This is a genomic window from Streptomyces sp. NPDC001108 (assembly GCF_053598535.1).
In genome coordinates, this window is record NZ_JBSFKL010000014.1 from 16906 (window position 1) to 29045 (window position 12140).

Consider the following 12140-nt stretch of genomic DNA (forward strand, 5'->3'; position numbering starts at 1 on the left):
ACCATGCACATCCGCACCACGTTCCCGTACGAGACCGTCCGCGAGGACGTCCGCATCCCGCTGCCGGACGGCACCCTGCTGTACGCCCGGGTCTGGCGCCCGGTCACCGAGGAGCCGGTGCCCGCGCTCCTGGAGTACCTGCCGTACCGGCTGACCGACTGGACGGCTCCGCGCGACTGGCAGCGCCACCCCTGGTACGCCGGCCACGGCTACGCCTCCGTCCGCGTCGACGTGCGCGGCCACGGCAACAGCGAGGGGATGCCGGGCGACGAGTACGACGCGACGGAACTGGCGGACGGCGTCGCCGTCGTCCACTGGCTGGCCGAGCAGGAGTGGTGCTCGGGCCGGGTCGGCATGTTCGGCATCTCCTGGGGCGGCTTCAACTCGCTCCAGATCGCCGCGCTGGCCCCCGAGCCGCTGAAGGCGGTCGTCACCGTCTGCTCCACCGACGACCGCTACGACAACGACGTCCACTACATGGGCGGCTCGGTCCTCGGCGTCGACATGCACGCCTGGGCGGCCACCATGCTGGCCTTCGTCTCCCGCCCACCGGACCCGGCGCACGTCGGCGCGGGCTGGAAGGACATGTGGCTGGAGCGGCTGGAGAAGGTCGAGCCGTTCATCCACACCTGGCTGGCCCACCAGACCCGCGACGCGTACTGGAAGCACGGCAGCGTCTGCGAGGACTACTCCGCGATCCGGGCGAAGGTCCTCGCGGTGGGCGGCTGGCACGACCCGTACCGCGACACCGTGCTCCGGCTCGTCGAGCACCTCCCGGCGGACCGGGTGCGCGGGCTGATCGGGCCCTGGTCGCACCAGTACCCGGACCGGGGGCTGCCGCCGGGGCCGTCGATCGGCTTCCTCCAGGAGACGCTGCGCTGGTGGGACCAGCATCTGAAGGACGAGGACACCGGCGTGATGGCCGAGCCGCTGCTGCGGTCCTGGATCAGCGCCTCGCACCGCCCCGCCACGGTCTACGAGACGCTGCCGGGGCGCTGGGTCGGGGACGACGCCTGGCCGTCCCCGAACGTCTCCCCCGTCGCGTACGCGCTGGGCGGCGGCCCGCAGACCGTCGATTCGCCGCAGCGCACCGGGCTGGACGCCGGGCGCTTCTTCCCGTTCGGCAACGACGCCGACCTGCCGCCCGACCAGCGCGACGAGGACGCCAAGTCGGTCTGCTTCGAGTTCCCGGTCGAGGGCGCCCCGATCGAGATCCTCGGCCGCCCCCGGGTGACGCTGCGCATCCGGATGGACGTACCGCGCGGCCAGGCGATCGCCCGGCTCTGCGACGTGGCCCCGGACGGCTCCTCCACCCTGGTCACCCGCGGCGCGCTGAACCTCTCCGCCCGGCACGGCCGCGACCGGGTGGTGGAGTGGCCGCCCGGCGCCACCGAGGACGTCACCTTCGAGCTGAACGGGATCGGGCACACCTTCCCGCCCGGCCACCGCATCCGGCTCGCGGTCTCCTCCGCGTACTGGCCGTGGATCTGGCCGCAGGCCGGCTCGGTGGGCTTCACCCTCGACGCCGACGGCAGCCGGGTCGAGCTGCCGGTGCGCCGCGCCGCCGCGGAGCCGGAGATCCGGTTCGAGGAACCGGAGCAGTCGGAGCCGCTCGGCGTGGTGTACCCGGCGACCCTCGACGAGCAGCGCCCGGAGCGGCTGGTGGTCCGGGACGTCGCCAAGGGCGAGTGGCGGCTGGAGGTCGACCCCCGCTACGGCGGCACCCGGGTCTACCCGGACGGCCTGGAGTTCACCGAGGACGCCCTGGAGACGTACACGATCCAGGAGGACGACCCGCTCTCCGCCCGCACCCGCTCCGACTGGACGGTCCGGCTGCACCGGCCCGAACTGGCCTGGGACGTGCGGATCACGACCCGCTCGGAGATCACCGCGGACGCGGACGACTTCGTCACCTCCGACGAGGTCGTCTGCACGGAGGGCGGCGAGGTCGTCTTCCACCGCACCTGGGAGCGGCGCATCCCGCGCACGGCGGGGTGAGCCGGGCCGGTGCCCGGACACCATGGAACTTTCCGGGCATCGGCCCCAGTTGGGACACTCCCGCGACGGGGCGGCGCCGACGTAACGTGTCCCCCAAGCGACCTGGAAAGCGAGGCAGCAACACATGCCCGAGCAGAGCAGCCCGCTCGATCTGGCCGAGGGCGACCCCTTCGGCCCGCACAACCTTCCCTACGGTGTGTTCTCCACCCCCGACCACCCCGAGGACCGCCGGGTCGGCGTCCGCATCGGCGACCACGTCCTGGACGCCGGGGCCGCGGCGCACGCGCTGGGCTCGCCCTACGCGCGCCTCCTCGCCCAGCCCGACCTGACCGCCCTGCTGGCGGCGGGCCGCACCGCCTGGCGGGACGTCCGGCGGGCCCTCACCGCCTGGGTCACCGTCCCGGCGCACCGCGCGGACATCGAGCCGCTGCTCCACCCGCTGGACGCCGTGACGCTCCACCTGCCGTACCAGGTGGGCGACTACGTCGACTTCTACGCGAGCGAGAACCACGCCACCAACGTCGGGAAGATCTTCCGCCCGAACGCCGAGGCGCTGACGCCCAACTGGAAGCACCTGCCGATCGGTTACCACGGCCGCTCCGGCACCGTCGTCGTCTCCGGCACGGACGTGGTCCGCCCGTCCGGCCAGCGCAAGGCCCCGGCCGACCCGGCCCCGGTCTTCGGCCCCTCCGTCAAGCTGGACATCGAGGCCGAGGTCGGCTTCGTCGTCGGCGTCGGCTCCGCGCAGGGCACCCCGGTCCCGCTGGGCTCCTTCCGGGACCACGTCTTCGGGCTCTGCCTGCTCAACGACTGGTCGGCGCGGGACATCCAGGCGTGGGAGTACGTCCCGCTCGGCCCGTTCCTCGGCAAGTCCTTCGCCACCTCCGTGTCGGCCTGGGTGACCCCGCTGGAGGCCCTGGAGGCGGCCCGGATCGCACCCCCGGCCCGCGCCTTCCCGCTCCTGCCCTACCTGGACGACGCCGACGCGGACGAGCCCGGCGGCCTCGACCTGCGGATCTCCGTCGCGATCAACGGCGAGACGGTCGCGGAGCCGCCGTTCTCCACCATGTACTGGACCGCCGCCCAGATGCTGGCCCAGATGACGGTGAACGGCGCCTCGCTGCGCACCGGCGACCTGTACGGCTCCGGCACCGTCAGCGGCGCCGAGCCCGGACAGCGCGGCTCCCTGCTGGAGCTGACCTGGAACGGCACCGAGCCGCTGGAACTCGCGGACGGCAAGCGCACCTTCCTGGAGGACGGCGACACGGTGACGCTGACCGCCTGGGCGCCGGGGCCGGACTCCACCCGGATCGGCATCGGCGAGGTCACCGGCCGGATCGTCCCCGCGTCATGACCCAGCCCGCCCCGGAGCTCACGCTCCCCGAGGAACTGCTGCTGCTCGCACACCACCCGCTGCGCGGCCGGCCGCTGTGCCGCGCCCGGTCCCTGGAGTACGGGACGGCCGGCGCGGCCCTGCGGGAGCTGGAGCTCCAGGGGCGGATCACCGAGGAGCGCGGCCGGGTCGGGGTGACCGGCCTGCCCGCTCCCCCGGACCCCTTCCTCGGGCAGGTGCTGGAGAGCCTGGCGACCCCGCGGGCGCGCGGACTCGGCGCGCGGGGCTGGGTGCGGCAGGCCGGGCAGTACACCGGGGAACTCTGCCTGGAGCACCTGGTGCGCCGCGCGGTGCTGCGCCGGGAGACCGGCCGCCTGCTGGGCCTGCTGCCGTTCCACCGCCATCTGGCCGAGGACCCGGGCCTGCCGCTCGCGGTCCGCGACCGCTTCGCCGCCGCACAGGCCGCGGGCTTCCCGGAACCGCGCGGCCGGGCGCTGGCCGCCCTGGTCGCGGCGGTCGGCCTGGCGTCGGAGGTGGGGCGGGGCGGGCTGCGGTCCAGCTGGACGATGCACGGCCTGATCGACGACGACTGGGCCGCCCGCGCCGTCCACCACAACGTCCGCCGGGACCGGTCGTCCCACCGCGCCCCGTCCTTCACCTCGAAGACCTCCTCCGGCGACGACTGACGGACCCGGCTCCCCTGGAAACTCCTGGTCAGCCACGCACCAGGCGTTCACGCGTTCGGGGGAGCCATGTCCCGTTCCCGGCGGATACGCTGAAAAGCCCCCGCGAGACTCCACGTCATGGGAGCACTGATGAGCGTCGGACCCGAGGCCAACGAGCCGCGGTGGGCGGTTCCGCCCGTGGGCGGCTGGACCGCCGATGACCTGGACACACTCCCGAATCTGCCTCCACACACGGAGCTGATCGACGGGAGCCTCGTTTTCGTGAGTCCGCAGACCTTGTTCCACTCAAGGGCAGTGAGTTTCTTCGAGTGGCGGTTGCAGTCACTGCTGCCTCCTGACCTTGAGGTCGTGCGCGAGTTCACCATCGACATCGACCGCTACAACCGGCCCGAGCCCGATGTGATCGTCGTGGACGGCGAGGTCGTCCATGAGGCCAGCCAGACCCGCTTCCCCGCCGGGTCCGTGCTCCTGGCCATCGAGGTCGCCTCCCCGGAGTCCCTCACCCGGGACCGCGAGACCAAGCCCGTGAAGTACGCGCGGGCGAGGATCCCGCACTACTGGCGGGTGGAGAACCACGACGACCGGGCCGTGGTCTACGTCTTCGAGCTGGAGCCGTCGACCGGGGCCTACACCTCCACCGGGATCTTCCACGACCGGATGAAGGTCTCCGTCCCCTTCCCCGTCGATCTCGACCTCACGGAGATCACCGCGCGGCGCCGGGCGGCGGAGCGGTAGCGGACCGCCCGGCGCCCGGCCCGCGCGCTCACGCGTACTCGGGCGGCTCCTCGTCCCAGCCGAACTCCGCGTCGTCGTAGGGCGCCGGGGCCTGGGCCTGGGCGCGGGGCGCCGGGGACTTGGCGGGTTCCTGGGCCGCCGGGGTCGCCTCGGGCGCCCGGGGCTCCGGAGCCGTCCGGGGCTCCGGAGCCGCCAAGGACTCCTGGGGCGCCGGGGACTCCAGGGGCGCCCCCTCGGCGAGCTCCGCCAGGACTTCCAGCACGCCCTCCCCGTACGTCGCCAGCTTCTTCTCGCCCAGGCCGCTGATGCCGCCGAGCGCGGCGACCGAGTCCGGCCGGGCCGCGGCGATCTCGCGCAGGGTCGCGTCGTGGAAGATGACGTACGCCGGGACGCCCTGCTCCTTCGCCTGTGCGGCGCGCCAGGCCCGCAGCGCCTCGAAGACCGGAACGGCCTCCGGGGGCAGCTCGGCGGCGGCCGCCTGCGACTTCGTCCTGCGCTCGGCCTTGGTGGACCGGGACGCGGGCTTCGGCGCCTCCTTGCGCAGGTGGACCTCGCGCTGCCGCCCGAGGACCGAGCCGCTCTCCTCGGTCAGCACCAGCGTCCCGTACTCGCCCTCGACGGCGAGCAGCCCCTGCGCGAGCAACTGCCTTACGGCACCGCGCCATTCGGCCTCGCTCAGCTCCTCGCCGATGCCGAAGACGGAGAGCTGGTCGTGGTCGAACTGGATGACCTTCGCGGTGCGGCGGCCGAGCAGGATGTCGATGATCTGGCCCGCGCCGAACTTCTGCCCGCGCTCCCGCTTCAGCCGCACCACCGTCGACAGCAGCTTCTGCGCGGCCACCGTGCCGTCCCAGCTCTCCGGCGGGGTCAGGCAGGTGTCGCAGTTGCCGCAGTCCGTCGTGGTGGGCACCTGGCCGAAGTACGTCAGGAGCTGCGCCCGGCGGCAGCGGACCGTCTCGCACAGGGCCAGCATCGCGTCGAGGTGGGAGGCGGCGCGGCGGCGGAACGCCTCGTCGCCCTCGCCGCCCTGGATGAGCTTGCGCTGCTGGACCACGTCCTGGAGGCCGTACGCCATCCAGGCCGTGGACGGCTGCCCGTCGCGGCCGGCGCGGCCGGTCTCCTGGTAGTAGCCCTCGACCGACTTCGGCAGGTCGAGGTGGGCGACGAACCGTACGTCCGGCTTGTCGATGCCCATGCCAAAGGCGATCGTCGCGACGACGACCAGCCCCTCCTCGCGCAGGAACCGGGACTGGTGGGCGGCGCGGGTGCCCGCGTCGAGCCCCGCGTGGTACGGGACGGCCTCGATGCCGTTGCGGGAGAGGTACTCGGCGGTCTTCTCCGTCGAATTGCGCGAGAGGCAGTAGACGATGCCCGCGTCCCCGGCGTGCTCCTCCTTGAGGAAGGTGAGGAGCTGCTTCTTCGGGTCGGCCTTGGACACGATCCGGTACTGGATGTTGGGGCGGTCGAAGCTGGCGACGAAGTGCTTGGCGTCGGGCATGCCGAGGCGCCGGGTGATCTCCTGGTGCGTGGCGTCGGTGGCGGTCGCGGTCAGCGCGATGCGCGGTACGTCGGGCCAGCGCTCGCCGAGGACCGAGAGGGCCAGGTAGTCGGGGCGGAAGTCGTGGCCCCACTGGGCGACGCAGTGCGCCTCGTCGATCGCGAAGACGGAGATTTCGCCGCGCGCGAGCAGGTCGAGCGTGGAGTCGAGCCGGAGCCGCTCCGGGGCCAGGTAGAGCAGATCGAGCTCACCGGCGAGGAACTGCGCCTCCATCGAGCGGCGCTCGTCGAAGTCCTGCGTCGAGTTGACGAACCCGGCGCGCACGCCGAGCGCCCGCAACGCGTCGACCTGGTCCTGCATGAGGGCGATCAGCGGGGAGACCACTACGCCCGTACCGGCTCTGACCAGGGCCGGGATCTGGTAGCAGAGGGACTTTCCGCCGCCCGTGGGCATGAGCACGACGGCGTCGCCGCCGGCCACCACATGGTCGACGATCGCTTCCTGCTCACCGCGGAACGCCTCGTAGCCGAACACCTTGTGCAGCGTCCGCCGTGCGTCGCTCTCGGTCACATCCATCGTTCCGCCCGCGCCCATCGCTCTGCCCTGCTCCGTGTTGCCGTCTCCCTGCCACGATAGGCGCCGCATACGACAGCGCCGGACGGGCTTGACTCGGCAAGGCCCCGTCCGGCGCTGTTCGTGACGTGCGCGGTGGGCTACCGCACGAAGATCCCCGCCTGGCTCGCCAGGTCCAGGAAGTACTGCGGGGCCAGGCCCAGCACCAGCGTGACCGCGACGCCCACCCCGATCGTCGTCATCGTCAGCGGCGACGGGACGGCGACCGTGGGGCCGTCCGCCTTCGGCTCGCTGAAGAACATCAGCACGATGACCCGGATGTAGAAGAACGCGGCGATCGCGGAGGAGATCACACCGACCACGACCAGTCCGCCCGCGCCGCCGTCCGCCGCCGCCTTGAACACGGCGAACTTCCCGGAGAAGCCGGAGGTGAGCGGGATACCGGCGAAGGCCAGCAGGAACACCGCGAAGACCGCGGCGACCAGCGGCGAGCGGCGGCCGAGCCCGGCCCACTTCGACAGGTGCGTGGCCTCGCCGCCCGCGTCGCGCACCAGGGTGACGACGGCGAAGGCGCCGACCGTCACGAAGGAGTACGCGCCGAGGTAGAAGAGGACCGACGAGATGCCGTCCGGGGTCGTCGCGATCACACCGGCGAGGATGAACCCGGCGTGCGCGATCGAGGAGTAGGCCAGCAGCCGCTTGATGTCGGTCTGGGTGATCGCGACGATCGCCCCGCCCAGCATCGTGACGATCGCGACGGCCCACATCACCGGGCGCCAGTCCCAGGCGAGGCCCGGCAGCACCACGTACAGCAGCCGCAGCAGCGCGCCGAACGCGGCGACCTTGGTGGCCGCGGCCATGAAGCCCGTGACCGGGGTCGGGGCGCCCTGGTAGACGTCCGGGGTCCACATGTGGAAGGGCACGGCGCCGACCTTGAAGAGCAGGCCGGTGAGGATCATCGCGCCGCCGATCAGCAGCAGCGCGTCGTTGCCCATGGTGGCGGCGAGCGCCGGGTCGATCTGGGTGACCGAGCCGTCGACGACCTGGGCGATCCGGGCGTACGAGACGGAGCCCGCGTACCCGTAGAGCAGGGCGATCCCGAAGAGCAGGAAGGCCGAGGAGAACGCGCCGAGCAGGAAGTACTTCACCGCGGCCTCCTGCGACATCAGCCGCTTGCGGCGGGCGACGGCGCAGAGCAGGTAGAGCGGGAGGGAGAAGACCTCCAGGGCCACGAAGAGCGTCAGCAGGTCGTTGGCGGCCGGGAAGACCAGCATCCCGGCCACCGAGAACAGCACCAGAGGGAAGACCTCGGTGGTGGTGAACCCGGCCTTGACCGCGGCCTTCTCGCTGTCGCTGCCGGGGACCGAGGCGGCCTGGGCGGCGAAGGAGTCGACGTGGTTGCCGTGCGAGGCGGGGTCGAGCCTGCGCTCGGCGAAGGTGAAGACGGCGACCAGCGAGGTCAGCAGGATGGTGCCCTGCAGGAAGAGCGTCGGCCCGTCGATCGCGATGGCGCCCATCGCGGCGATGTGCGCCTTCGTCGTCGCGTAGCCGCTGGCCGCCAGGCCGACCACCGAGGCGAACGCGGCGGCCAGCGCGACGACCGTGAGGAAGACCTGCGTGTAGTAGCGGGCCCGGCGCGGCACGAACGCCTCGACGAGCACGCCCACCACGGCGACACCGATCACGATGAGGACCGGCATGAGCTGGGTGTACTCGATGACCGGCGCCTTGAACCTCTCGACGGGGGCGGCCGCCGTCACCCCGCCCGCCGTCGTCCACAGACCGTGGACAGCTGTTGCGCTCACTTGGCGGCCTCCACCTCAGGCTGGGGGTCCTTCTTCTGGACGTCCGACATGGTGTGCTGCACCGCCGGGTTGACGATCTCGGTCAGCGGTTTCGGATAGACGCCCAGGAAGAGCAGCAGCGCGATCAGCGGGACGACCACCGCCAGCTCCCGGACCTTGAGGTCCGCCATGCCCTGGACCTCGGCCTTCACCGGGCCCGTCATCGTCCGCTGGTAGAGGACGAGCACGTAGAGCGCGGCGAGCACGATGCCGGTGGTGGCGACGATGCCCGCCGCCGGGTAGGCGCTGAACGCGCCGACCAGGACCAGGAACTCGCTGACGAACGGGGCGAGCCCGGGCAGCGACAGGGTCGCCAGACCGCCGATCAGGAAGGTGCCGGCCAGGATCGGCGCCACCTTCTGGACCCCGCCGTAGTCGGCGATGAGCCGGGAGCCGCGCCGGGTGATCAGGAAGCCCGCCACCAGCATCAGGGCGGCGGTCGAGATCCCGTGGTTGACCATGTAGAGCGTGGCGCCGGACTGGCCCTGGCTGGTCATCGCGAAGATGCCCAGGATGATGAAGCCGAAGTGCGAGATCGACGCGTAGGCGATCAGGCGCTTGATGTCGCGCTGGCCGACGGCGAGCAGCGCCCCGTAGACGATGCTGATCAGCGCCAGGACGACGATCACCGGCGTCGCCCACTTGCTGGCCTCCGGGAAGAGCTGGAGGCAGAAGCGGAGCATCGCGAAGGTGCCGACCTTGTCGACGACCGCGGTGATCAGGACGGCCACCGGGGAGGTCGCCTCGCCCATCGCGTTGGGCAGCCAGGTGTGCAGCGGCCACAGCGGGGCCTTCACCGCGAAGGCGAAGAAGAACCCGAGGAAGAGCCAGCGCTCGGTGCCGGTCGCCATGGAGAGCGAGCCGTTGGCGCGGGCCTCGGCGATCTCGGAGAGCGAGAACGTCCCCGCGACGACGTAGAGGCCGATCACGGCGGCCAGCATGATGAGCCCGCCGGCCAGGTTGTAGAGGAGGAACTTGACCGCGGCGTACGAGCGCTGCGCCGCCGCGTTCTCGTCGCTCCCGGAGTGCGCCCGGTCCCCGAAGCCGCCGATGAGGAAGTACATCGGGATGAGCATGGCTTCGAAGAGGATGTAGAAGAGGAAGACGTCGGTGGCCTCGAAGGAGAGGATCACCATCGCCTCGACCATGAGGATCAGGGCGAAGAAGCCCTGGGTCGGGCGCCATCGATACGGCTTCGTCTCGTTGGGGCCTCCCCCGCTCGAACGGAGTTGAGAGCTTGGGGACGGATCGGCGTCGTTCCAGCCGGCCAGGATGACGAAGGGGATCAGCAGGGCGGTGAGCGCCATGAGCGCGACGCCGATGCCGTCCACGCCCAGTTCGTAGCGGACGCCGAAGTCCTTGATCCAGGCGTGCGATTCGGTGAGCTGGTAGCGCTCGCCGCCGGGCTCGAAGCGGGCGAGCGCGAGGCCCGCCAGGACGAGCGTGGCCAGCGAGAAGACCAGCGCCGTCCATTTCGCGGCGGTGCGCTTCGCGGCCGGGACGGCGGCGGTGGCGACCGCCCCGATCGCCGGGAGCGCCGCGGTCGCTGTCAGGAGGGGAAAGGACATGTGATCAGACCGCCCTCATCAGCAGGGTCACGGCGATGAGGACCGCCGTACCGCCGAACATCGAGACCGCGTAGGAGCGGGCGTAGCCGTTCTGCAGCTTGCGCAGCCGGCCGGAGAGACCGCCCATCGAGGCCGCCGTGCCGTTGACGACGCCGTCGACCAGGGTGTGGTCGACGTAGACCAGGGAGCGGGTGAGGTGCTCGCCGCCGCGGACCAGGACCACGTGGTTGAAGTCGTCCTGGAGGAGGTCGCGGCGGGCGGCCCGGGTGAGCAGCGAGCCGCGCGGGGCGGTGACCGGCACGGGCTTGCGTCCGTACATCGCCCAGGCGAGGGCGACGCCGACGACGAGGACCACCATGGTGGCGGCGGTGACCGTCGTGGCGCTGACGGGCGCGTGTCCGTGGCTGTGCTGGGTGACCGGCTCCAGCCAGTTCAGGAAGCGGTCGCCGATGGAGAACAGCCCGCCGGCGAAGACCGAGCCGAAGGCGAGGACGATCATGGGGATGGTCATCGACTTCGGGGACTCGTGCGGGTGCGGCTCGTTGCCGTCCGCGTCGGGCTGCCAGCGCTTCTCGCCGAAGAACGTCATCAGCATCACGCGCGTCATGTAGAACGCGGTGATCGCGGCGCCCAGCAGGGCCACGGAGCCGAGGATCCAGCCCTCGGTGCCGCCCTTGGCGAACGCCGCCTCGATGATCTTGTCCTTGGAGAAGAAGCCGGACAGTCCGGGGAATCCGATGATAGCCAGATAGCCGAGGCCGAAGGTGATGAAGGTGACCGGCATGTACTTCCGCAGGCCGCCGAACTTCCGCATGTCGACCTCGTCGTTCATGCCGTGCATGACCGAACCGGCGCCGAGGAAGAGCCCGGCCTTGAAGAAGCCGTGCGTCACCAGGTGCATGATCGCGAAGACGTAGCCGATCGGGCCGAGCCCGGCGGCCAGGATCATGTAGCCGATCTGCGACATCGTCGAACCGGCGAGGGCCTTCTTGATGTCGTCCTTCGCGCAACCGACGATCGCCCCGAAGAGCAGGGTGACCGCGCCGACGACCACGACGACCAGCTGGGCGTCCGGCGCCCCGTTGAAGATCGCGCCGGAGCGGACGATGAGGTAGACGCCCGCGGTGACCATGGTCGCGGCGTGGATGAGGGCCGAGACCGGGGTCGGACCCTCCATCGCGTCACCGAGCCAGGACTGGAGCGGCACCTGGGCCGACTTGCCGCAGGCCGCGAGGAGCAGCATCAGGCCGATCGCCGTCAGCTTGCCCTCGCTCGTCTCCCCGGTCGCTTCGAGGACCGGGCCGAAGGCGAAGGTGCCGAAGGTGGTGAACATCAGCATGATCGCGATCGACAGGCCCATGTCGCCGACCCGGTTGACCAGGAACGCCTTCTTGGCGGCGGTGGCCGCGCTGGGCTTGTGCTGCCAGAAGCCGATGAGCAGGTACGACGCCAGGCCGACGCCCTCCCACCCGGCGTACAGCAGCAGGTAGTTGTCGGCGAGGACCAGCAGGAGCATCGCCGCGAGGAACAGGTTCAGATAGGCGAAGAAGCGACGGCGGCGTTCGTCGTGCTCCATGTAGCCGATCGAGTAGATGTGGATCAGGGTGCCCACACCGGTGATCAGCAGGACGAACGTCATCGACAGCTGGTCGAGCTGGAAGGCCACGTCGGCCTGGAAGCCCTCGACCGGTACCCAGCTGAACAGCTTCTGGTGCAGGGCCCGGTCCTCCGCGCCCTTCCCCAGCATGTCGAGGAAGAGCACGACGCCGATGACGAAGGAGGCGGCGGCGAGCAGGGTGCCGAGCCAGTGCCCGGCGCGGTCCAGCCGTCGTCCGCCGCAGAGCAGGACCGCCGCTCCGAGCAGGGGCGCCGCCACGAGCAGCGCGATCAGGTTCTCCACGATTC

General features: G+C 71.4%; 8 protein-coding genes. 4 read left to right on the forward strand and 4 right to left on the reverse strand.

The window, feature by feature from the left end:
• Positions 1-3 precede the first annotated feature (3 nt).
• The 4 genes from ACWC97_RS26565 to ACWC97_RS26580 all read left to right on the forward strand — a co-directional run bounded on the left by ACWC97_RS26565 (position 4) and on the right by ACWC97_RS26580 (position 4752).
• Positions 4-1998, forward strand: a complete 1995-nt coding sequence (locus ACWC97_RS26565) for a CocE/NonD family hydrolase (protein WP_352276027.1) — start codon at positions 4-6, stop codon at positions 1996-1998.
• Between the two features lie 124 nt (positions 1999-2122).
• A complete protein-coding gene (gene fahA, locus ACWC97_RS26570; protein ID WP_450651977.1) occupies positions 2123-3352 on the forward strand; it encodes a fumarylacetoacetase in 1230 nt (409 codons plus the stop codon).
• A complete protein-coding gene (locus ACWC97_RS26575; RefSeq protein WP_352276024.1) occupies positions 3349-4017 on the forward strand; it encodes a GOLPH3/VPS74 family protein in 669 nt (222 codons plus the stop codon). The genes fahA and ACWC97_RS26575 overlap by 4 nt, the downstream gene beginning before the upstream one ends.
• A gap of 129 nt (positions 4018-4146) precedes the next feature.
• Positions 4147-4752: a Uma2 family endonuclease gene (locus ACWC97_RS26580; protein WP_450651979.1), complete on the forward strand. Its 606-nt coding sequence runs from the start codon at positions 4147-4149 to the stop codon at positions 4750-4752.
• Positions 4753-4780: 28 nt separating this feature from the next.
• On the opposite strand, the gene recQ is transcribed toward ACWC97_RS26580, so the two are convergent.
• The 4 genes from recQ to nuoL all read right to left on the reverse strand — a co-directional run bounded on the left by recQ (position 4781) and on the right by nuoL (position 12135).
• Positions 4781-6826 (reverse strand): DNA helicase RecQ, encoded by a 2046-nt coding sequence (recQ, locus tag ACWC97_RS26585; RefSeq protein WP_450651981.1) that lies wholly within the window; start codon positions 6824-6826, stop codon positions 4781-4783.
• Between the two features lie 137 nt (positions 6827-6963).
• On the reverse strand, positions 6964-8628 hold the full coding sequence (gene nuoN / locus ACWC97_RS26590; RefSeq protein WP_352276020.1) for an NADH-quinone oxidoreductase subunit NuoN: 1665 nt from the start codon (positions 8626-8628) through the stop codon (positions 6964-6966).
• Positions 8625-10235 (reverse strand): NADH-quinone oxidoreductase subunit M, encoded by a 1611-nt coding sequence (locus ACWC97_RS26595; protein ID WP_352276018.1) that lies wholly within the window; start codon positions 10233-10235, stop codon positions 8625-8627. Before ACWC97_RS26595 ends, nuoN begins: the two co-directional genes overlap by 4 nt.
• A 4-nt stretch (positions 10236-10239) precedes the next feature.
• The gene (gene nuoL, locus ACWC97_RS26600; protein WP_352276017.1) at positions 10240-12135 is read right to left on the reverse strand and encodes an NADH-quinone oxidoreductase subunit L; all 1896 of its coding nucleotides are present in this window, start codon (positions 12133-12135) and stop codon (positions 10240-10242) included.
• Positions 12136-12140: the final 5 nt, after the last annotated feature.

Excerpts from the sequence above, each read along its gene's own strand:
- fahA (WP_450651977.1), top strand. The coding sequence starts at position 2,123 with ATGCCCGAGCAGAGCAGCCCGCTCGATCTGGCCGAGGGCGACCCCTTC.
- ACWC97_RS26595 (WP_352276018.1), bottom strand. The coding sequence starts at position 10,235 with ATGTCCTTTCCCCTCCTGACAGCGACCGCGGCGCTCCCGGCGATCGGG.
- ACWC97_RS26580 (WP_450651979.1), top strand. The coding sequence starts at position 4,147 with ATGAGCGTCGGACCCGAGGCCAACGAGCCGCGGTGGGCGGTTCCGCCC.
- ACWC97_RS26575 (WP_352276024.1), top strand. The coding sequence starts at position 3,349 with ATGACCCAGCCCGCCCCGGAGCTCACGCTCCCCGAGGAACTGCTGCTG.
- ACWC97_RS26565 (WP_352276027.1), top strand. The coding sequence starts at position 4 with ATGCACATCCGCACCACGTTCCCGTACGAGACCGTCCGCGAGGACGTC.
- recQ (WP_450651981.1), bottom strand. The coding sequence starts at position 6,826 with ATGGATGTGACCGAGAGCGACGCACGGCGGACGCTGCACAAGGTGTTC.